The organism is Paracoccus sp. Z118 (genome assembly GCF_019061185.1).
In the GTDB taxonomy this organism is placed as follows: domain Bacteria; phylum Pseudomonadota; class Alphaproteobacteria; order Rhodobacterales; family Rhodobacteraceae; genus Paracoccus.
The window spans coordinates 198,411-219,394 of the sequence record NZ_JAHQZU010000005.1; the positions used below are offsets into that span (position 1 = coordinate 198,411).

At 69.6% G+C, this 20,984-nt stretch carries 21 protein-coding genes; 10 read left to right on the plus strand and 11 right to left on the minus strand.

The annotated features are described in order from the left end of the window. Positions 1-252 precede the first annotated feature (252 nt). Together KTN05_RS06280 and KTN05_RS06285 are read left to right on the plus strand one after the other, a co-directional pair. Positions 253-1,113 (plus strand): SDR family oxidoreductase, encoded by an 861-nt coding sequence (locus tag KTN05_RS06280; protein ID WP_217328524.1) that lies wholly within the window; start codon positions 253-255, stop codon positions 1,111-1,113. Between the two features lie 277 nt (positions 1,114-1,390). Continuing rightward, complete coding sequence (locus KTN05_RS06285) at positions 1,391-3,253, plus strand: PAS domain-containing sensor histidine kinase (RefSeq protein WP_217328525.1); 1,863 nt, start codon at positions 1,391-1,393, stop codon at positions 3,251-3,253. Positions 3,254-3,531: 278 nt separating this feature from the next. Here the strand turns inward: KTN05_RS06285 and KTN05_RS06290 are convergent, their stop codons facing one another. Next, positions 3,532-4,671, minus strand: a complete 1,140-nt coding sequence (locus KTN05_RS06290) for an alpha-D-ribose 1-methylphosphonate 5-triphosphate diphosphatase (RefSeq protein WP_217328526.1) — start codon at positions 4,669-4,671, stop codon at positions 3,532-3,534. A gap of 1 nt (position 4,672) precedes the next feature. After that, positions 4,673-5,248 (minus strand): phosphonate metabolism protein/1,5-bisphosphokinase (PRPP-forming) PhnN, encoded by a 576-nt coding sequence (locus tag KTN05_RS06295; RefSeq protein ID WP_217328527.1) that lies wholly within the window; start codon positions 5,246-5,248, stop codon positions 4,673-4,675. Positions 5,249-5,549: 301 nt separating this feature from the next. On the opposite strand from KTN05_RS06295, the gene KTN05_RS06300 reads away from it, so the two are divergent. From KTN05_RS06300 to KTN05_RS06315, 4 genes are all read left to right on the plus strand, one after another. After that, positions 5,550-6,425: a glycosyltransferase family 9 protein gene (locus tag KTN05_RS06300; protein WP_217328528.1), complete on the plus strand. Its 876-nt coding sequence runs from the start codon at positions 5,550-5,552 to the stop codon at positions 6,423-6,425. 166 nt (positions 6,426-6,591) lie between these two features. Beyond that, entirely contained in the window at positions 6,592-7,011 is a 420-nt protein-coding gene (locus KTN05_RS06305) for a DUF6165 family protein (RefSeq protein ID WP_217328529.1), read from the plus strand. A 56-nt stretch (positions 7,012-7,067) separates the two neighbouring features. Then, positions 7,068-8,237, plus strand: a complete 1,170-nt coding sequence (locus tag KTN05_RS06310) for a nucleotide sugar dehydrogenase (RefSeq protein ID WP_217328530.1) — start codon at positions 7,068-7,070, stop codon at positions 8,235-8,237. Positions 8,238-8,434: 197 nt separating this feature from the next. After that, a complete protein-coding gene (locus KTN05_RS06315) occupies positions 8,435-9,157 on the plus strand; it encodes a hypothetical protein (protein WP_217328531.1) in 723 nt (240 codons plus the stop codon). Here KTN05_RS06315 and KTN05_RS06320 read toward each other — a convergent pair. Genes KTN05_RS06320 through KTN05_RS06360 form a run of 9 tightly spaced genes read right to left on the minus strand, consistent with a single transcriptional unit; the run spans position 9,108 to position 17,355 of the window. Then, on the minus strand, positions 9,108-9,602 hold the full coding sequence (locus KTN05_RS06320) for an NUDIX domain-containing protein (RefSeq protein ID WP_254368018.1): 495 nt from the start codon (positions 9,600-9,602) through the stop codon (positions 9,108-9,110). The two genes, KTN05_RS06315 and KTN05_RS06320, sit on opposite strands and share 50 nt — an antisense overlap. 26 nt (positions 9,603-9,628) lie before the next feature. After that, a complete protein-coding gene (locus KTN05_RS06325) occupies positions 9,629-10,666 on the minus strand; it encodes a UDP-glucuronic acid decarboxylase family protein (RefSeq protein ID WP_217328532.1) in 1,038 nt (345 codons plus the stop codon). Further along, the gene (locus KTN05_RS06330) at positions 10,663-11,763 is read right to left on the minus strand and encodes a glycosyltransferase (RefSeq protein WP_217328533.1); all 1,101 of its coding nucleotides are present in this window, start codon (positions 11,761-11,763) and stop codon (positions 10,663-10,665) included. Before KTN05_RS06330 ends, KTN05_RS06325 begins: the two co-directional genes overlap by 4 nt. Beyond that, positions 11,760-11,906, minus strand: coding sequence for a hypothetical protein (locus KTN05_RS06335; protein ID WP_217328534.1), 147 nt, complete (start codon positions 11,904-11,906; stop codon positions 11,760-11,762). Before KTN05_RS06335 ends, KTN05_RS06330 begins: the two co-directional genes overlap by 4 nt. Then, complete coding sequence (locus KTN05_RS06340; protein ID WP_217328535.1) at positions 11,903-12,985, minus strand: glycosyltransferase; 1,083 nt, start codon at positions 12,983-12,985, stop codon at positions 11,903-11,905. Before KTN05_RS06340 ends, KTN05_RS06335 begins: the two co-directional genes overlap by 4 nt. After that, positions 12,982-14,088 (minus strand): glycosyltransferase, encoded by a 1,107-nt coding sequence (locus KTN05_RS06345; RefSeq protein ID WP_217328536.1) that lies wholly within the window; start codon positions 14,086-14,088, stop codon positions 12,982-12,984. The genes KTN05_RS06340 and KTN05_RS06345 overlap by 4 nt, the downstream gene beginning before the upstream one ends. Beyond that, the gene (locus KTN05_RS06350) at positions 14,085-15,155 is read right to left on the minus strand and encodes a glycosyltransferase family 4 protein (RefSeq protein ID WP_217328537.1); all 1,071 of its coding nucleotides are present in this window, start codon (positions 15,153-15,155) and stop codon (positions 14,085-14,087) included. The genes KTN05_RS06345 and KTN05_RS06350 overlap by 4 nt, the downstream gene beginning before the upstream one ends. Next, positions 15,155-16,243 (minus strand): SDR family NAD(P)-dependent oxidoreductase, encoded by a 1,089-nt coding sequence (locus KTN05_RS06355; protein WP_254368019.1) that lies wholly within the window; start codon positions 16,241-16,243, stop codon positions 15,155-15,157. The genes KTN05_RS06350 and KTN05_RS06355 overlap by 1 nt, the downstream gene beginning before the upstream one ends. Beyond that, the gene (locus tag KTN05_RS06360; protein ID WP_217328539.1) at positions 16,240-17,355 is read right to left on the minus strand and encodes an NAD(P)-dependent oxidoreductase; all 1,116 of its coding nucleotides are present in this window, start codon (positions 17,353-17,355) and stop codon (positions 16,240-16,242) included. Before KTN05_RS06360 ends, KTN05_RS06355 begins: the two co-directional genes overlap by 4 nt. Positions 17,356-17,495: 140 nt before the next feature. On the opposite strand from KTN05_RS06360, the gene KTN05_RS06365 reads away from it, so the two are divergent. Genes KTN05_RS06365 through KTN05_RS06380 form a run of 4 tightly spaced genes read left to right on the plus strand, consistent with a single transcriptional unit; the run spans position 17,496 to position 20,972 of the window. After that, positions 17,496-18,089, plus strand: a complete 594-nt coding sequence (locus KTN05_RS06365; RefSeq protein WP_217328540.1) for a histidine phosphatase family protein — start codon at positions 17,496-17,498, stop codon at positions 18,087-18,089. Between the two features lie 27 nt (positions 18,090-18,116). Further along, entirely contained in the window at positions 18,117-18,893 is a 777-nt protein-coding gene (locus KTN05_RS06370) for a TIGR04290 family methyltransferase (protein ID WP_217328541.1), read from the plus strand. Continuing rightward, complete coding sequence (locus tag KTN05_RS06375) at positions 18,890-19,822, plus strand: glycosyl hydrolase (RefSeq protein WP_217328542.1); 933 nt, start codon at positions 18,890-18,892, stop codon at positions 19,820-19,822. Before KTN05_RS06370 ends, KTN05_RS06375 begins: the two co-directional genes overlap by 4 nt. Positions 19,823-19,832: 10 nt before the next feature. After that, entirely contained in the window at positions 19,833-20,972 is a 1,140-nt protein-coding gene (locus KTN05_RS06380; RefSeq protein WP_217328543.1) for an inositol-3-phosphate synthase, read from the plus strand. Positions 20,973-20,984 lie beyond the last annotated feature (12 nt).

The window sequence follows — 20,984 nt, forward strand, 5'->3', positions numbered from 1 at the left end:
CGCATCGCCGTTGGATCGCGGGCGGGCGCGTGGCCCGAAGCATGGCCTCGGACCGTGGCTCGTCAGGACAGGCAAGCGGGAATGGGCAGGATAACCCCCAGCCCCGGCGGATGCGGGCGGGGTGCATCGCCGCATGATCGCAGGCGGGCTGGCGCAGGCCCGGACCCGCCTGCGGCGGTTTGCGTCCTCGCTGCGGCATCGCCGTGATGCTAGGCTGTCCCGGAACATGGCGGCTGAAAACGGGATGACATGATGACCCAGAGCGTTCTGATTACCGGCGCGGGTTCCGGGATGGGGCTGGCCACCGCCTTGCTGCTGGCCGAATCCGGCTATCGGGTCTTTGCCGGGGTGCGGGGCAGCGACGCCGACCTGACCGCCGCCGCGAAAGCGCGCGGGGTGGAGGTCAGCACCGTCAGGCTGGACGTGCAGGACACCGCCTCGATCCGCGCGGCGGTCGCGCAGGTCATGGCCGAGGCAGGCCGGATCGACGTGCTGGTCAACAACGCCGGTTATGGCCTGCTCGCCACCGTCGAGGACGGCACCGATGACGAGATATTCCGCCAGTTCGACGTCAACGTGCTCGGCCTGATCCGCATGACGCGCGAGGTTCTGCCGCACATGCGCGAGGCGGGCAGCGGCGTCATCATCAACATTTCCTCGTTCCTCGGACGCATGGGCCTGCCGCTGCTCGCCCATTACAACGCCAGCAAATACGCGGTCGAGGGGATCACCGATTCGCTGCGCCTCGAGGTCGGCCCGCTCGGAATCCGGGTCCACTCCATCCTCGCGGGGCTGTTCGGGACGAACTTCGTCAGGAAGGGCCTCGCGGCGAACCCGGCGACCACGTCCGAGACATCGCCCTATCGCGACCTCGTCGCGCATTTCGCGCCGATCGTCGCCCAGGCGATCAACGAGGGGCCGTCGCCCGAGCCGATCGCCCGCGCGGTCAAGGACATCATCGAGAACCCGGACAGCGACATCGCGGTGATGGTCGGGCAGGAAGCCGAGCAGTTCGTTCCCCTGCGACGGAGCCTGTCCGACAAGGAGTTCGAGGCGCAGGTGATCGCCGCATTCGGCCTGAAGTCCGCGCGGCCGGACGGCGGCGCGGCATAGCGGAACGGCTTCGCCCGCCCGCATGGGCGGCGCCTCGGCAAGAATCCGTCGATTCCCCGGCGTCCGCCGACGGGCAGGTGGATTCGCGACCGCAACCGTGCGAAACTGGTTCAGCACGGCACCGAATGGCGATCCGCAGGGCATACCGCCGCAAGACGGGGTGCCGCGCTCGCCGGGGCGCCATGGTTGATTTTGCAGCATTGGTTACAAAGCGGGCGTTTGCCGGCATCGTTCAGGAAAAGCCTAATTGACCACTCCCACCGGCGCTATTGCCGCCATGCCCGTCCCCCCGCTCTTTTCGCATGGCGGCAGTTCGGGCGCGCACCTGCGGGCCTTCGACTGGACGGACCACCCGCTCGGCCCGCCGGAATTCTGGGACCCTGCGCTGATGGCGGCCGTCAACACGATGCTGGGCTCGCCCGAGTCGATGTATCTCGTCTGGGGCGAGGCGCGATGGTTCTTCCATAACGACGCCTACCTGCCGGCCCTCGGCCCGCGCGTCTCGCAGGCGACGGGCACGACGCTGCCCGCGCTCTGGGCCGATGCCTGGCCGGCGGTCGAGGGGATGGTCACGCGCGGCTTCCGGGGCGAGGGCAGCAGCGTGCGCGACTACGCCATCGAGATGGCCCGCTTCGGCCAGCCCGAGCGGACATGGTGGACATTCTCCTACACCCCGATCCGGGATGCCGCGGGGCGCGTTCTCGGCCTGCAATGCATCACCAACGAGACGACCGAGGCGGTCGCCACCGCCGCGCGGCTGAAACGCTCGGAAGCCTACTGGCAGAAGCTGTTCGCCTCGATACAGGAGCCGCTGATCGTGGGCGAGATGGTCCACGAGGAAAACGGCCGCATCGAGGACTGGCGGATCGTGGATTACAACCCCGCCTGGGCCCGGCTGATGAGCGATCCCGGGCTCGACCTGCGCGGCAAGCGCCTGCGGAAGACGTTTCCCATGGTCAGCGCCGACTGGATCGGGCGGGCGGCGAGGGTCGTGGAAAGCGGCCGCTCGGTCAGCTTCACCCGCCAGTTCGGCAGCACGGGCGGCTGGTATGACGGCGTGGTCCAGCCGATGGGAGATGGGCAGTTCGTCATCCTGTTCACCGACGTGACCGAGCGGGTCCAGTCCGAGCAGAAGATGGCCGAGCAGGACGAGCGCCGCCGCATGGCCGCCGAGATCGGGCAGGTGGGCCTGTGGGAAATGGACCTGCGCACGGGCGAGCTGGCCTGGGACCGCACCACGCGGCAGGTCTTCGGCGTCGGCGAGGACCGCGAGCCGCAGCAGGCGGACATGCGCGCCGCGATCCACCCCGAGGACCGCGAGGAGTTCGAGCGCCGGCTGGCCGAGGCCACCGGCACGGACTGCGTGTTCGAGATGCAGTTCCGCGCGATCGGCATGGATGACGGCGTGGAGCGCTGGGCTTCGATGAAGGGCATCATCATCCGCGACGGCGACCGGCCCGTGCGCCTGCTCGGCGCGGCCCGCGACATCACCGAACAGGTGCTGAGCGAGCGCCGCCGGATGACGCTGAACCAGGAACTCGCGCACCGGCTCAAGAACACGCTGGCCGTAGTTGGCGCCATCGTCTCGCAGACGCTGCGCGGGGCGGACGATCTGGAAAGCGCCCGCCACTCGACGATGGCCCGCATCCGGGCGCTGGCGAGCGCGCATGACGTGGTGATGTCGGGGCACAAGAACGCCGCCTCGATCCGAACCATCGTCATGGGCGCGATCCGCATCCACGACGAAGGCGGCCGGATCGCGTGCGAGGGCCCTGACCTGACGCTCGGGTCGAAGACCTCGCTGACGCTGTCGCTGATCCTCCACGAGCTCGCGACCAACGCGGCGAAATACGGCGCCCTGTCCACCGCCGGGGGGCGGGTGAAGGTCGCGTGGTCGATCCAGCGCGGCAGCAGCCGGCAACCGCCGATGCTGGCCTTCAGCTGGACCGAACAGGGCGGCCCGCCCGTGACCGCACCCGAGCAGGAGGGCTTCGGCACGCAGCTGATCCGCATGGGTCTGTCGGAAACCGGCACCGGCAGCGTGAAGTTCGACTACGCCCCCGCAGGCGTCCAGTGCCATCTGACCGCCCCGCTCGCCGAGGTGCTGAACGCGGGTGAGGAGCCGGAGGAACGCGCGTAGCCGTTCTCGGGGGAGTGACAGGCCGAGCAGGCCGGCGGAGCTCGGGGCGGCGGGCCGCCCATCCCTTCACCGCACGGTCCGATCACGGCGCACTCCACCCATCACACCGCCCCGCTGCGCGCCGCCGTCACGCAAGCAGCTCCGAACCAGCCCGCCCGCTCTTGTAAGACCGACCGGCACGCTGCGTCCATCTTCTGTCTGAAAATATCCCGGGGCTCCGGGGCAGCGCCCCGGCTTGCCTTCGCCCGAAAGCCGCCTTGCGGCCTCAAGCCCTCCCCTCAGGCCACCCGCCTGCCGCGCGACCAGCTTTCCCGCAGCACCGGCGTCTCGCCCAGCATCGAGAAGCGGATCAGATCGGCGCGCAGCCCGACCTCCAGCCGGCCGCGATCGGTGAGGTGCGCTGCGGCGGCGGGGTTCGCCGTGACCGTGGCGATGGCGCGGGGCAGGTCGTTCCAGATCCCGGCGAGGATCGCCGCGCCCGACAGCAGCGACGAGGGCACGTAGTCCGATGACAGGATGTCCAGCCGGTCCGCCCGCGCCAGATCGGCCGCGGCGACGTTGCCGCTGTGCGAGCCGCCGCGCACGAGGTTGGGCGCGCCCATGATCGTGCGGATGCCGTGGGCGCGGCACGCGTGGGCCGCTTCCATCGTGGTGGGGAACTCCGCCAGACGGATGCCGTAACCCGCCGAGGTGGCGACCTGCTCGGGGGTGGTGTCGTCATGGCTCGCCAGCACCGCGCCCAAGCGCTTGCCGACCTCGACCGCGGCGGCTTCGTGCAGCGCGCCGTAGCGGGCCTGAAGATCGGTCAGCCGGGCGATATGGGCGGCGAAATCCTCGTCGGACATGCGGTGCTTGCCTTGGACGTATTGCGCGAGCTTGGTGATGTCGCGGAACTGCCGCTGGCCGGGCGTGTGGTCCATCAGGCTGACGAGGCCGACGCGATCCTCTGGCGAGAACTCGTCCAGCTCGGCCACCAGCGTTTCGGAACAGACCTCGGCGCGCAGGTGGATGTAGTGGCTGATCCGCAGCGCGTCCGTCCGGCGCATCGCCAGGATCTCGGAGGCGAGCGGGCGGGCGTAGCGGGGGTAGTCCGCCGCTTCCTCCTCGATGGAGCCGACGCGCAGGGCGTCGAAGACGGTCGTGATGCCGACGCTGGCGAGTTCCGCGTCATGGGCGACGATGGCCGAGGCGTGGGGCCAGTGGACGCCGGGGCGCGGCTGGATGTGGCGTTCGAGATTGTCGGTGTGCAGTTCGACCATCCCCGGCGCGACATGGTCGCCGCCGCAGTCGATGGCGCCCGGCGGAACGCCCGCGCCCTCGTCGATGCCCGTGATCAGCCCGCCCCTGATCAGCAGGCTTCCGGTCATCACGCGGTCCGGCAGGATCAGTGAGGCATTGGCGAGGACGGTCTCGGACATTTCAGGCTCGATCTGTTGAAGGTGGCGGCAGAAGGGCCAGCACGGCCCGAACTGCATGGTCCAGCGGACCGGAATTGTCGATGCGATGGACCGCCAGACCGGCCACCTCGGGCAGCGGGGCGGCCGCGCCGCGCAGCCGCTTGCCGATGTCGCCCGCATCCTCGCGTCCCCGCGCCGTCAGCCGCTGCGCCAGCACCTCGGCCGAGGCGTCAAGGTGGATCACCTCCAGCGGCGCCAACGCCAGCGCCGCCTGCGGCAGCACCGCCCGCGACAGGTTGACCAGCAGGACGCGCCCGGAAAGCTGCGCGTCACGCGCTGCAATCGGGACGCCGTAGGACAGCCCGTGCGAATCCCAGTCGAGCACGAAGCGCCCGGCGGCGCGGTCGGCGGCGAAGCCCGCGCGCGAGCGGGGCTCGAACGGCTCGGTCGGGTCGGCGGGGCGCGTCACGACGCGGCGGGCCAGCAGCACGTCGGGCCGGGCGGCGGCGACGGCCGCCATGACGCTGTCCTTGCCCGCGCCGGAGGGGCCGACGATGGCGAAGGCGGGGGAAGGGGGCACGGTTTCAACGTCGATCATCGTCATACCTGAAAGGGCCGAGGACACGAGAGGCTGGGTATAGGGGTGGCGCGGATCGTCCAAGGCCTGATCGGTCCGGTTCGCCTCCACGACAGGCGGGTGATGTCGGGCGCGTCGATCTGTATCGGGGGCCTTTCGAGGATGGAATCCCTCCGAGGCAGATGGGCGCGGCGACGGAAGCGCGGCGGTCCGGCGGCACTGTCTGCGCTCACCCGCATCGGGAAGACCGCCGTCGCGCTGCCAAGGTCCGCCAAGGCTTCCCCTCGTTCCTTCTGCATGGCTATCTGAACCCGCGATGGACATGAGAGCCGATCTTCCGCAAGCCGATCCCTGGACCGCCGCCATGCGGCGCGGCGATCATCCTGCCGCGTGGGAGATCATGGCGGCGGAGCTTGCCGCCCGCGATCCGGCGAGCCGCGACGATCCGAGCCTGCCCTATCACCTGCGCTGGGTCTGGGACGGGCGGCCCTTCGACGGGCGCCGCGTGCTGGTGCGCTGCTATCACGGCCTCGGCGATACGGTGCAGTTCGCCCGTTTCCTGCCGCTGCTGCGGACCCGCGCGGCGCGTGTCACGGTCGAGATGCAACCGCGCCTGCTGCCGCTGTTCCGGGGCCATCCCGGCATCGATCGGCTGATCCCCTTCGACGTCGCCTGCCCCGCGCCGCCTTCCGACTGCGACATCGAGATCATGGAACTGTCCTTCGCCCTCCGTGTCCGTCCCAAGGATGCGCCGCCCCTGCCGCTGGCGGTGAGCGCCGCGCAGATGCCTGAGGGAACGGCCGCGCTCTGCTGGCGGGGCGGGGACTGGGACGAGACCCGCTCGATCCCCGAGCCGCTGATGACGCCGCTCTGCCGCCCGCCCGCCGTGACGCTGGTGGCCGCGCCGACCGCGCTGCCGGTGCTGAACCCGGAGGGGTGCCCGATGGACATGCAGGCGACCGCCGCGCTGATCGCGGGGGCCGCGCGGGTGGTCACGGTGGACACGCTGATGGCGCATCTGGCAGGCGCGCTGGGGCGGCCGACCTTGCTGCTGCTCAAGCACGACGCCGACTGGCGCTGGCCGGGAGAGGGGGAGCGGACGCCGTGGTATCCCTCGCTCCGCATCTTCCGGCAGCGGCGCCCCGGCGATTGGGAGAGCGTCGTGGCGCAGGCGGCGAACGCCTTGGGGGAGGCGTGAGGATGGGGCGCTGCGGGGCAGGCGGCGATTGGCGGCGGTTCATCACGATGGGGCGTCTGGGAGCAGGTGCCCCTCTGCGACGATCCCTCGGGCGGCCGGAGGTCGCCGCGTTGAGAAGCCGCAGACCCCCGCTTGACGGCGCCGCAAGCGGCGGCGAGACAAGGGCATGAGCGCCCGTCCCGCCCCTTCGTCCCCGCTGGTCCCCGTCTCCTGGGGCGAGCTTCTGGACAAGATCACGATTCTGGAGATCAAGGCCGCCCGCATTCCGGCCGCCGCCGCCCGTGCCAATGTGGGGCGCGAGCTCGAGGCGCTGATGGAGGTCGCCCGGCCGGTGCTGCCCACGGAAGGGCTCGCCCCGCTGGTGGACGGGCTGCGGCAGGTCAATGCGGCGCTGTGGCAGATCGAGGACGACATCCGCCTGAAGGAAGCCGAGGCCAGCTTCGGCGCGGAGTTCATTGCGCTCGCCCGCTCGGTCTATCTCAGGAATGACGAGCGCGCCGCGCTCAAGCGGCGGATCAACGCGCTCCTGCGATCGGATCTGGTCGAGGAAAAGCACCATGCGGGCGCGGCCCGCCAAGATGTTTGACGGCCGCCGCCGTTTCGTGATCGTTTGAGATCAGCGGGTTGAAGCGGGAGTCGTGAATGAAGATCGCAGTTGCGGGACTGGGCTATGTCGGCACCGCCAACGTCGTCATGCTGGCGCAGCACCATGCGGTGACCGCCGTGGACCTCAACCCCGACCGCGTCGCCGCGCTGGCCGGGCGCCGCAGCCCGATCGAGGATGCGCTGGCCTCGAAATGGCTCGCCAGCCGCGATCTGGACATCACCGCCACAGCCGATGGGACCGGCGCCTATGCGGGCGCCGATCTGGTGCTGATCGCGACGCCGACCGACTATGACAGCGTGACCAACCGGTTCGACACCTCGTCCGTGGAATCCGTCATCGCGCAGGTGCAGGCCGTGAACGGCGAGGCGGTGATCCTGATCCGCTCGACCATTCCGGTGGGCTTCGTGGAGCGGATGCGGCAGGAGACCGGATCGGACCGGATCATCTTCGCCCCCGAGTTCCTGCGCGAGGGCCAGGCGCTGGCCGACAGCCTCGCGCCGTCGCGCATCGTCGTGGGGGACCGGGGCGAGCGGGGGCGGCGGATCGCCGATCTGCTGCTGAAGGGCACCACCGGCCAGACCACCCCCGTCCAGCTGACCGGCCCGACCGAGGCCGAGGCGATCAAGCTGTTCGCCAACACCTTCCTTGCCATGCGGGTCGCCTTCTTCAACGAGCTGGACAGCTATGCCGAGGCGCGGGACCTGAGCACGCGCGAGATCATCGAGGGCGTGTCGGGCGATCCCCGCATCGGGCACCACTACAACAATCCCAGCTTCGGCTATGGCGGCTACTGCCTGCCAAAGGACACCAAGCAGATGCTGGCGAACTATGACCGGGTGCCGCAGAATCTGATGGCGGCGATCGTGGACAGCAACCGCACCCGCAAGGATTTCATCGCCGAGCAGATCGTCGCCCGGCACCCGCGGGTCGTCGGCATCTACCGGCTGGCGATGAAGGCCGGGTCGGACAACTTCCGCCACAGCTCCATCCAGGGCGTGATGAAGCGCATCAAGGCCAAGGGGATCGAGTGCATCGTCTATGAGCCGGCGCTGGACGCGCCCGACTTCTTCCGCTCGCGCGTGGTGAACGACCTTGAGGCGTTCAAGCGCGAGGCCGACCTGATCGTGTCGAACCGGCTGGGGCCGGAGCTCGCGGATGTGAAGGACAAGGTCTATACGCGCGACCTGTCGGGGCGGGACGACTGAGAGGCGCCGCGCCGGGGGCTTCGCGCCCCCGGACCCCCGCGGGATATTTTCGGACAGAAGATGAGGGGGATTGGCGCTCGGGTGGCGTGCTGCCCGACGGGCAGGGAGGCTTGCGGGCGGGTTCCCGCGACAACCCGCTCGCGTCACGGGCGAACCGTGCTAGCCTTTCCCCGAGTCGGCGGGGAGGGAGCGGTGCAATGGCGATGACCGATGGCGAGCCGCGGGGCACACATCAGCGGATCGAGAACGACCTCGTGCTGTCCTTCCTGCGGGTGCGGCAGGCGATCGGGATGCTGGGCTATTTCCTGCCCGCCGCGCTGATCGCCCATGGCATCGCCTTCGGAGAGGGCATCCCGGCCAGCATCTCGGCCTCCTACTACTCGCCCATGCGCGAGATATTCGTCGGCGCGCTGTGCGCCATCGCCGTGTTCCTGTGGAGCTACGAGGGCTATCGCCCCCGTCCCGGCGAATGGATCAGCGACCTGAACGCGGCGCGCACGGCCTCGCTGGGCGCGCTGGTGGTGGCGCTGGTGCCGACCCGGCCCGAGCTGCCGGTGGACTGCACACTCAGCCAGTGCGTGCTGGGGTTTTCGGTGGCGAGCACGGTTCACTGGCTGGGCGCCGCCGCGTTCTTCGGGGCGCTGGCGGTGTTCTGTCTGGTGCTGTTCGTGCGCGGGACGTCGCATTCGACCGAGAAGGAGGCGAGCAACCGGATCTATCGCGTCTGCGGCTGGATCATCGTCGCCGCGATGGCGGGGATCGCGCTGGTGCTGCTGTCGCCCGACGCGGTCAAGCTGCGGCTGACGCCGCTGCGGCCGGTGTTCTGGCTGGAATCCGTCGCCACCGTGGCTTTCGCGACCTCGTGGCTGGTCAAGGGCGATGCGCTGCGGCCGGTGGTGCGGGCGATGGCGTCTCGCTAAACCGCGCCACCAGTTCGCGCACGATCTCGCGGAAATGCGGCACGGCCAGCGAGTGCGCGGTGAACTCCGCCACCGGCATCAGCCGCAGTTCCGAGCCTTCGCCGCCGAGCCGGGCGGCGGCGGCTTCGGCTTCGGTGATGGCGGCCACGAGATACCAGCCCATGCGGCCGGGGCGGTGGGGAAGTTCGCGCGGCTCGGCGTGCAGGATGCGGTCCGGCGTCAGGCGCAGGCCGGTTTCCTCCCATGTCTCGCGCAGGGCGCAATCGGCGGGGCTTTCGGCCCCTTCGCGCTTGCCGCCGGGCAGGTCCCAGTGGCCGGGCCAGTTGATCGTCGGGATGTCGTCGCGGCGCATCACCAGCAGGGAGCCGCCGCAGAGCAGGATCATCTTGGCCCCGTTGAAGCGGGCGCCGTTCCAGCCATCCGCCGGGTTCAGCATTTCCTGCATGTTGCGCTCCGATCAGCTGCGCCGGGTCAGCGCACCTGCCCGACCTCGGATGCGCAGGTGCCGACCTCGGCCTCGAACCACGCATAGGTCGCGGCCAGCCCCTCGGACAAGGGCACGCGCGGTTGCCAGCCGAGCAGTTCCTGCGCGCGCGAGATGTCGGGCTTGCGGCGGCGGGGATCGTCCACCGGCAGCGGATGGTTGACCACCCGCATCCGCCCGCCGGCCAGCCCGAGGATCTGCTCCAGCAGTTCGTTCACCGTCATCTCGACGGGGTTGCCCAGATTGACCGGCTCCATCCCGTCGAACTCGGCCTCCATCAGGGCCATCAGCCCGGCGACGAGGTCCGAGACATAGCAGAAGCTGCGGGTCTGGCTGCCGTCGCCGTAGATCGTCAACTCGTCCCCGCGCAGCGCCTGGCAGATGAGGTTGGACACCACCCGCCCGTCCGCGGGGTCCATGTTCGGGCCGTAGGTGTTGAAGATGCGCGCCACCCGCACCTCGGCCCGGCCGGCGCGGGCATAGTCGAAGGCCAGCGCCTCGGCCGCGCGCTTGCCCTCGTCATAGCAGGCGCGTGGGCCGGTGCAGTTGACGTTGCCGCGGTAATCCTCGGGCTGGGGGTGGATGTCGGGATCGCCATAGACCTCGCTGGTGGAGGTCAGCAGGAACCGCGCGCCCGCTTCCTCGGCCAGATGCAGCAGGTGGTTGGTGCCGACGACGTTGGTCAGCATCGTATGCTCGGGGTCGCGCTGGTAGAGCGGGGGCGAGGCGGCGCAGGCGAGGTTGTAGATGCGGCCGATGCGCGGCGTCTTGGCCAGCACCTCGGGGGGCAGGGGGTCCACGATGTCCCAGCGCAGGAAGCTGAAATTCGGATCGGATTGCAGGCCGAGCAGGTTCGATGCGCGCGAGGTCTGCATGTTGTCGAGGCAGAGGACCGAGTCCCCCCGGTCCAGCAGCGCCCGGCAGAGATGGGAGCCGATGAAGCCCGCCCCGCCCGCCACCAGCGACAGCCTGCGCCGTCCGCCGCGGCGCGGCGGCAGCGTCGTGATCCTGCCCGTGTCCTTCATCCCACACCTCCCCCTGCCGGAACCGCCCGGCTGCTCTCGTCAAAAACCTGCCTCGCGGCCGCCTCGGCCAGATGCGCTTCCAGTTCGGCCGCGCGGTGGTCCGAGGAATGGCCGGCTTCGATCCGGGCGCGGGCGGCGCGGCCCATCCGCGCGGCATCGGTCCCCAACGCCGCCAGCACGTCCTGCGCACCATCGGCCAGCACGATTTCCTGCCCCGGCCGGAACAGCGTCCCGATCCCGTCCCATTTGTCCGAGATGATCGGGGTAGCGCAGGCCCCGGCCTCGAACAGCCGGACCGAGGGCGACCAGCCCGCGCGGATCATGTCGGCCCGCGTCACGTTGAGGGTGAAGCGGCTGGCCGAGTAGAACTGGGCGTGATTGGCGGGCGGGCAATGCTCGATGCGCTCGACGTTCTGGGGCCAGTCGATGTTGGCGGGATATTGCGGCCCGGCGACGACGAAGCGCAGGTCCGGGCGCTGCCGGGCGGGTTCGATGAGCAGCCGCTCCAGCGTGGGCTGGCGGTCGTCGCTCCAGGTGCCGAGATAGGAGAGATCCCAGCGGGTCGGCACATCGCGCGGGCCGTAGAGGTCCAGATCGACCGAGCAATAGAGCGCCCGCGCCATCGGCGAGCGGTAGCGGCGTTCGATATGCCGCAGCGTCGGACCGCCGGTGAAGGAGAGATAGAGGTCGAAGCCGGGGATGACCTCGGGCGAGAGATACTCAAAGTCGCCGCGCTCCAGCTTGGCCAGCGTGACCGGCGTGTCGATGTCGTAGAAGGCGGTGGTGCCGCGCGCCCATTCCTGAATGCGGCGCGAGACTTCGACGCCCTCGGGGACGTAGGAGCCGACGATCACCGCATCCGCCTGCGCGATGTCCTCGCGCCAGCGGTCCAGCGCGGGAAGGTCGGCGTAGAACTCCAGCCGGCACCAGTCCGGGTCGGTCAGGTCACGCTGGCTGGCATACCACGGCACGTCGCGTTCGAGGAAAAGGATGTCATGCCCGCGCCGGGCGAAGGCTTTCAGCAGTGCCCGGAAGGTGGTGGCGTGGCCGTTGCCCCACGACGAGGACAGCGAAAGCCCGAGGACGACCAGCTTCATGGCTGCCTCCCCCGGATGGACTCGTGCAGCAGCGCATCCGCCTGTTCGCCGGACCCCCGCAGGGTTTTCGGCAACGCGCGGAAGGTCGGCGCGCGGCCGATGCACCGGGACGACAGCGAATGGCCGAGGACGATCCGCTTCATGCGGCCACCCCTTTCGCCTGTGCGCGCAGCAGCGCGTCCACCTGCGCGCCCCGCAGGGCATAGGTGTGTTCCGCCTTGATCCGGGCCAGCGCCGCTTGCCCGATCTCTCGCGCGCGTTCAGGGGTCAGGGTCGAAAGGTGATCTGCCACGTCCTGCCCGTCGCGGGCGACCAGCACCTCGCGGTCGGGGGTCAGGAACTGCTCGATCCCTTCCCACGCGTCGGTGATGAGGCAGGCGGCCGCGCCCGCCGCCTCGAAGACGCGGGTGGCGGGGGAAAAGCCCACGTTCGCCATGCTGTCGCGGGCGACGTTCAGCACCGCGAGCGGGGTGCAGTTGAAGGCGTTGTGCTCGGTCGTGTAGACGTGGCCGAGGTGGCGGACGTTGCCCGGCATCTCCTTGGTTTCCCAGCCGTTGCCGCCGATCAGGAAGCTGCGGTCCTTGAGCATCGCGGCGGGCTTCAGGAAAAACTCCTCGACCCGCGCCTCGCGGTCCGGCAGGCGGTTGCCGAGGAAGGCGAGGTCCGAGGCGAATTTCGGATCGGCCGGGGCGGGATGATGCGTGGCGGGGTCCAGCGCGTTATAGACCGGCTCGCAATGCTTCGCGCCGAAGCCGCGATAGGCGTCCACCACCGGCGGGCCGCCGCCATAGGTCAGCACCATGTCGAGATGCGGCAGCGCCCGCCGCACCGGATGTCCTTCATCCCCGCGCATCTCGTCCAGCGTGGCGGCGGCGTCCACGTCCCAGAAGATCCGCAGCGCGCCGGGTTTCGCGCCCGCGATCACGCCGTCCAGCAACTCGCGGTCGAAGACGCCGACGCCGTTGGCCTTCACCACGATGTCGGCATCCCCGGCCTCGGCCAGAACGCCACGCATGGCGTCTTCCGTCGCGGGATAGACCACCGACCGGCACCAGTCCGGCGGGTCGATGTCGCGGTGCTTCTGGCGGTCGAAGGCGTCGGGCTCAAAGAAGGTGATGTCGTAGCCGCGCTTGGCGAGTTCCCCGAGGATGCCCCGGTAATAGGTCGCCGCGCCGTTCCAGTAGGAGGACAGCAGGCTCGATCCGTAGAAGGCGATCTTCATGCCGCGGAGGCTCCTTGCTTGAGGCCGAGCGTCGCGGCGATGGACAGAAGTTCGGCTGCGCGATGGGCGCAGGTGTGGCGGGCGCGGATGGTTTCGAGGCCACGCGCTACCAGCGAGGCGCGCAGGTCGGGGTCCGCAGCCAAGGCCCGCAGGTGGCCGGTCATTTCCGCGCCATCTTTGGCAAACAGGAAGTCGCCGGGCCGGAACAGGCTTTCGCTGTCCTCCCACGGGGCCGAGACAAGGGGGATACCGCAGGCCAGCGCCTCGAAGACGCGGATGGTCGGGATTCCGGGCAGCATCGTGGTGTAGAAGCGGCGTGGGACGTGGACCGTCGCCATGTGGCGGGAGAAGATGCCCGGCGCGGCGGCGTTGGGCGCCCAGCCGTGATAGCGGACGCCGTAGCGGTCCAGCGTTTCCAGCGCCTCGGCCGGATAGCGGACGCCGTAGATGTCGAGCGGCAGCCCCGCGTCCTGCGCCGGGCGGAACAGGAAGTTTTCCAGCTCCTCTGTCCGCTCGCCATCGCCCCAGTTGCCGATCCAGACGAGGCCCTGACGCTCGGTTTCCCCCGCCGGAGGATGGAACAGCCTTGTGTCGGCGGCCTCGTGCCAGGTCCAGACCCGGTCGCCCCAGCCCCAACGGCGGTAAACCTGCGACAGCGTCTCGCCGAAGGCCAGCACGCCGTCAAAGCCTGACAGATCGAAGGCGCGGATCGCCTCGGGGTCGCTGACCGCGCGGTGGTGGGTGTCGTGGAACAGCAGGCGGAACCTCGCGCCACCCTTGCGCGCCTTGCCGAGAGTCGCGGCAAGCGCGGGGTCGTTCCATTCATGGACGATCACCAGATCGGCGCTGCCCGCCAATTCCACCGGATCGGCGGCGGGGTCGTAGGTTTCGACCGACAGCTCGGGGTAGTTCCGGCGGAAGGGTTCAAGCCCCGCCTGCCCGTGGTCGCGCAGGAGGTTGTCGAGGCTCCATGCCCCCTGCGGCTCCAGCGCGCGGACGTGGTGGCCCGAGCCCGCCAGTTCCCGCAGCACGCCGCGCAGGAAATGGGCGTTGCCGTGGTTCCAGCAGCTTTGCAGCGAATGGGTGAAATAGACGATCTTCATGCGGCCTCGGTCCGTCTGGAAAGCGCGTCGCGGTAGATGGCGGACATGGCCGCAGCCATCGCGGCGGGGGTGTAGCGGGCGGCGCGTTGGCGTGCCGCCTGCCCTTGCGCGGCGTGGCGGGCGGGGTCGGCCAGCAACGCGTCGATCGTGTCGGCGAAGCCTTCCGCATCATCGGGGGCAACGAAGTCTGCCACGCCGTCCCACAGCTCGCGGAAGGTCGGGATGTCCGACAGCACCAGCGGACAACCCGCCTGCGCGGCCTCAAGAACGGCAAGGCCGAAGGGCTCGAACCGTGCGGCGCTGACGAAGACCGGGCGGCGGGCGAGCCATTCCGCAAGCCCGCCCTCGGGCAGCGGCCCGGTGGCTTGCAAGTGGCGCGGCGCGACCTCGGCCCCTTGCGGGGCGCGGGTGGCCCCAATCGCCACGAAAGGCGCATTAAGGCGCGCGGCGGCGGCGTCCAGCGTGGCGGTGTTCTTCACCTCGTCCCACAGCCGTCCCACCGTCAGCGCGCCGTGGAACGGCTCGGCCGCCGGCAGTTGCATCGCCGTGCGGCCGTTATGGACGGCGGCCGGCGTGACCGGCAGCCCATAGAGCCGCGCCGTCGCGAGCGCATAGGCTTTCGTCGGCGTGACCGTCCGCGTGGCGGTGTGCAGCCCCTCGCCGATCAGCTCCGGCAGCCAGGCGAGCGCCTTGTCCACCGCATCGCCGCGCGCCGCGTCCCACCAGGTGCCCAGACAGCCGTGGTTGACCGCCACCATCGGCACCGGAAACGGCACCGCTCCCAGCGCGGGCGCGTTCAGATGCGCCACGTCCGCGCCGATCTCGCGCGCGAGGCTGGCGATGCGCGCGCCCGCTGCCAGCACCGGCTCGGGGCCGTCGCAGAGCCAGTCGAGCGGCAGGCCGGTCTGGATCAGCCGCAGGCCGAGCGCCTCTGCCGCCGCGCGCTGGCCTGCGTCGGGGACGGGCCCGAGGACCGCCAGCACGACCTCGGCCTCCAGCGCGGCGGCGAGTTCCAGCGAATACTGCCAGACGCCTCCCACCGCGTCGGTCGTCATCAGCACCCGCATCATGCGGTCCGCGCCAGCGCCGGCATGCCGACGGGCAGGTTGATGCCGTTCTCGGCGGCGAGCCACCCGGCAAGACGCGTCACGCCCTCCTGCCAGTCCACCCTGGGCGAAAGGCCCAGCGCCGCCTCGGCCGCGCGGGTGTCGGCCACGAAATACCGCTGGTCGCCCGCGCGCCAGTCGGAAAAGGCCACGTCCACGGGGCGGTCGATGATCCGGCCCACGAAGTCCAGAAGCTGCCGCAGGCTGACCGCGTTCTGGGGACCCCCGCCGAGGTTGAAGACGCGGCCCTGAACTTCCTCGATCCGCGCCCACGCCGCCAGATACGCCTCGACCGCGTTCGACACGTCGAGGATGTCGCGGACCTGGCAGCCGTCGCCGAACAGGGTGATCTGCTGGCCCTTCAGCGCGCGGATCAGGAAATGGGCCACCCAGCCCTGATCCTCGGTCCCCATCTGGCGCTGGCCGTAGATGCAGGACATCCGCAGCACGCAGGTCGGCACGCCATAGCTGCGGGCATAGTCCAGGACATACTGGTCCGCGGCCCCCTTGGAGCAGCCGTAGGGCGTGTGGAAATCCAGCGGGCGGGCCTCTCCGATCCCGTGCGCGCGCACCTCGGGGTCGGTCGGGCGGTAGGCATCGCCCTCCAGCGCGAAGTCGAGATCGGTAAGATCGCCATAGACCTTGTTGGTGGAGGCAAAGATCAGCGGCGTGCCGTCGCCTTTGGCGCGCAGCGCCTCCAGCAGGTTCACCGTGGCGATCAGGTTCACCGTCATGTCCTCGACCGGCTCGACCATGCTCGTCGTCACCGCGACCTGCGCGGCCATGTGGAAGACGGCCTTCGCGTCGTTCACGGCGGCGTTCAGGCGGGGAACGTCGCGGATGTCGGCCTGCACATGCTCGATCCGCTCGCCGTGGCGCGATTGCAGCCATGACAGGTTCCGCCCCACCCCCGGCCGGGTCAACGCATCGTAGACGATGACCCGGTGCCCATCGGAGGCCAGCCGGTCGGAAAGGTTCGAGCCGATGAACCCCGCGCCGCCCGTGACCAGCACGGGGCGCGGGTCGGACGATGGATCGGTCCGCCTCATGCCACCAGCCCGCGCTTGTCGAGTTCGGCCCGCGCCTGTTCCACCCGGTCCTCGGCGGTCTGGCTGGCGACCCATTCGGCCAATTCCGCCAGCCCCTCGCGGAAGTCGGTCCGCGCCGTGAAGCCCAGCTTCTCGGCCGCGAGCGTCGTGTCGCAGAAGCAATGGCGGATATCCCCGATCCGGGCCTTGCCGACGATCTGCGGATCGAGGTCGTTGCGGCCCATCGCGCGGCCCAGTTCCTGCGCGACCTCGGTCACGGAACGGTCATGCCCCGAGCCGATGTTGAACGTCCCGCCCGCAGCCTGCGGCAGGGACAAAGCCTCGGCGAAGGCGCGGGCGACGTCCGAGACATGCACGAAGTCGCGCCGCTGCTCGCCATCCTCGAAGATCATCGGCGCTTGGCCGTTCAGATAGCGCGAGGCGAAGATCGCCAGCACCCCGGTATAAGGGTTCGACAGCGCCTGTCCGGGGCCGAAGACGTTGAAGAGGCGCAGGCACACACCCTCGATCCCGTAGGGGGCGGACATGATATGGGTCGTGCGCTCCTGCACGAACTTGTTCAGCGCATAGATCGAGGCGAGATTCGGCCGCTTCCATTCGGGCGTGGCGACCGGGGTCAGCGGGCGGTCCTCGTCATCCACGGGGTCCCACTGCTTCAGCCCGTCGCGGATGCCGATCCGCTCGGCGTCCTCGATCAGCTTGCCATCCGCATCCCGGTAAAGCCCCTCGCCGTAGATCGACATCGACGAGGCGGTGACGACCCGGCGGACGGGGTTGTCGATCAGCTTTTCGAACAGGACGGCGGTGCCGACGTCGTTGGTCGAGGTGTAGCGTTCCACCTCATACATCGACTGGCCCACGCCGACCTCGGCGGCCAGATGCACGACGCTGTCCACGCCCTTCAGCGCGCGCGTCACGGCATCGACGTCGCGCACGTCGCCGCGGATGAACTCGGCCTCGGCATTCAGCGCCTGCGGGCGGCCTTGCGCGTCGCCGTGGACCTGCGGGATCAGGGCGTCCAGCACCCGGACCTTGTGGCCGCGTTTGAGCAATTCGTCGGTGACGAAGCGGCCGATGAATCCTGCGCCGCCGGTGATCAGAACCTGTTCCAAGCGTCCCCCTTCCGTGTCGTTGTCCGGTTGTGTCGAGTGGCCGGTTGTGCTTTCAACCCATTCATGAACAAGCGGTTCCCGCCACAGCTTCATCTTCCTGAACAAAGCTCATGCGGGTTTCGTTCCCGCCGGGCGCGGGCATGAGCCGGCTGGTCGGCCTGATCCGCCACGGCTCGCATGACGAGCTCGGGCGCGTGCTGAGCGGGCGGAAAAGCGACGTTGCCCTGAACACCGAAGGACAGGACGAGGTCTGGGCGCTTGCGGCCCGCCTCGCCGTGGCCGGGGCTGCGGCGATCCACACCAGCCCGCGGCGGCGCACGCGCGAGACGGCCGAGATCCTCGGCAAGGCGCTGCGGCTGGACCCGCAGGACGATCCGGCGCTGGACGAGATCGACTTCGGCACATGGGCCGGGCAGGGCTTCGCGCAGCTTGATGGCGACCCCGCCTGGCGGCGCTGGAACGCGCAGCGGGCGACCGCGCCGTCGGCGGGGGGCGAGACGATGGCCGAGGCGACCGCCCGCGCCGCCGCGCGGCTGGACGCCCTTGCGGCGGACGGCGGCAAGCCCGTGCTGTGCGTCAGCCACAGCGACATCATCCGAGGCGTGGTCTGTCACTATTTGGGGCTGTCGCTGGACCACATCCTGCGGTTCACCGTCGATCCGGCGCGGATCTGCTGGCTGAGCGTGGATGGACAGGGCGGCGCGCAGCTTCTAAGCCTTAACGCCCGAGGCTGACGGAAAGAGGCCCGAGGAGGGGTGCGGATGGGGGAACAGGAACTCCGGCAGGACATCACGCGGCTTGGGCCGTGGTTCCACAACCTCGACCTGAACGGGGTGCAGACCGCGCCGGATCATTTTCTGGGCGACTATCCCGCGGGCAAGTTTTCCCGCTTCGCGCATCTGGTGCCGGGCGACCTGACCGGGCGCAGCGTGCTGGACATCGGCTGCAACGCCGGGTTCTACAGCCTGGAAATGAAGCGCCGGGGCGCGGCCCGCGTGGTCGGCATCGACAGCGACGACCGCTATCTGGCGCAGGCGCGGCTGGCGGCCGACACGCTGGGCGTGGGTGGCGTCGAATTCCGCAACCTCTCGATCTACGACGTGGGCGCGCTGGGCGAGCGGTTCGACCTCGTGATCTTCATGGGGGTGCTTTACCACTTGCGTCACCCGCTGCTGGCGCTGGACCTGATCCGCGAGCATGTCGCGGGCGATCTGATGCTGTTCCAGACGCTGACGCGCGGCCCGGACGAGGTGGCCGAGGCCGCCGCCGACTACGATTTCTCGGACGATCAGCAGTTTCAGAACCCCGCATGGCCGCGCATGGCCTTCGTCGAACATGAATGGGCGCATGACTGGACCAACTGGTGGGTGCCCAACCGCGCCGGGGTCGAGGCGATGCTGCGCGCCTCGGGCTTCGCCGTCGAGGCAGGCCCCGCCGACGAGGTCTATCTGTGCCGCACCGCCGACGTGCCTTTTAGCCAATACGGCCCGCACACCGTCTATCCCGCCCGTCCCAGCCAAGGAGAAGCCGCCCGATGATCGAAGCCGCGATGATCTGGAACGAGCCCAACAACAAGTCCCACTGGGACCCGGAACTGGACCCGGACTGGTCGCGCTTCGGCGAATGCGTGACCCTTGCCGGGCAGGCGATCCGGTCCGTGAACCCGAACGTGACGCGGGTGCTGGGGGGCATGTCGCCCATCGACCCGCTATGGGTGCAGCGGATGCAGGGGCACGGCGCGCTGGATCATGTGGACGTGCTGGCCGTGCATGGCTTTCCGCTGGACTGGAATCTTTGGTCGATCCACGACTGGCCCGCCAAGGTGGCCGAGATCGAGGCCGTGACCGACAAGCCCGTCTGGGTGACGGAGGTCGGCGTCGGTTCCTTTGGAGCCGAGGAGGTGCAGGTCTTCGGCGTGGAGAAGACGGCCGAGTTGCTGGTCGGCCGCGTGCCGCGCATCTTCTGGTATTCGCTGTTCGACCTGCCGCAGGAATGGGGCGCGACCACCCGCCACCGCGAGGCCGAGGGGTCGTCCTACTACCGCCATTTCTACATGGGCCTGATCCGCGCCGACGGCACGCCCAAGCCGGGGCTGGACGCCTACGCCCCCCACGCCGCCGACATGGGGCTGATGCAGTGGTTCCATTACCAGGACCCCCGCCTTGATGACGCGGTCGCCTGGATGAAGCGGCTGGGCGTGAAACACCTGCGCACGGGCCTGTCATGGGCCGACAGCTTCCGCCCCGACGCGCTCGGCTGGTTCGACCGGCAGATGGAGGCGCTGGCCGATTTCGACACCACCGTCACCTTCTGCTTCACGCCCGAACATCTCGGCCCCGGCGCGCATCACACCAGCCCGCCGCACGAGCCGCAGCAATTCGCCGATTTCTGCGCCGCCATGATCGAACGATATGCCCCGGCCGGGGTTGAGGCTGGACCGGCGCCGATCCAGCCCGCCCTGACCTGAGGCTTTCCGCATGATCCAGGACCACAAGCCCATCAACATCGCCATCGTCGGGGTCGGCAATTGCGCCAGCTCTCTGGTGCAGGGGCTGACCTACTATGCGGCGCGCAACGATGCCTCGGGGCTGATGCACCAGACGCTGGGGGGCTATCGCGCGGGCGACATCCGCGTGGTGGCGGCGTGGGACATCGACGCGCGGAAGGTGGGCCGGGACGTGGCGCAGGCGATCTTCGCCCCGCCCAACTGCACGGCGGTCTTTGCGGCCGACGTGCCGGAAACCGGGGCGGTGGTGCGGATGGGCCGCATTCTCGACGGCGTGGCCGAGCATATGGCCGAGCAGCCCGAGGCGCGCACCTTCGTGCCCGCCGACGCGCCCGAACCCTCGCGCGAGGACGTGGTGCAGGCGCTGCGCGCGGCGCAGGTGGACGTGCTGCTGAACTACCTGCCCGTCGGCAGCCAGCAGGCGACCGAGTTCTATGCCGAATGCGCGCTGGAAGCTGGCGTGGCCTTCGTCAACAACATCCCCGTCTTCATCGCCTCGGACCCCGCCTGGGCCGAGCGGTTCCGCAAGGCGGGTGTTCCCGTGATCGGCGACGACATCAAGGCGCAGCTTGGCGCGACCATCGTTCATCGGGTGCTGACCGACCTGTTCCACAAGCGCGGCGTCAAGCTGTGCCGCACGTATCAGCTCAACACCGGCGGCAACACCGACTTCCTGAACATGGCCAACCGCAAGCGGCTGGAAAGCAAGAAGATCTCCAAGACCGAGGCGGTGCAAGCCGTCGCCGCCGAGCGGATCGCGGACGAGAACATCCATGTCGGCCCCTCGGATTACGTCGCCTGGCAGAACGACAACAAGGTCTGCTTCCTGCGGATGGAGGGCGAGCTGTTCGGCGGCGTTCCCATGAACCTCGAACTGCGGCTGTCGGTCGAGGACAGCCCGAACTCGGCCGGGGTCGCCATCGACATGATCCGCTGCGCCGCCATCGCCCGCGACCGTGGCCTCGCCGGGCCGGTGATCGCGCCCGCCGCGTGGTTCTGCAAGCACCCGCCCGAGCAGATGACCGACGACGAGGCCTATGAGGCGGTCGAATCCTTCATCGCGGACGGCGCACCCGTTCCGGCTTCGGCATCACCCGCGCCGCTGTCGTGATCGCCCCCGCCT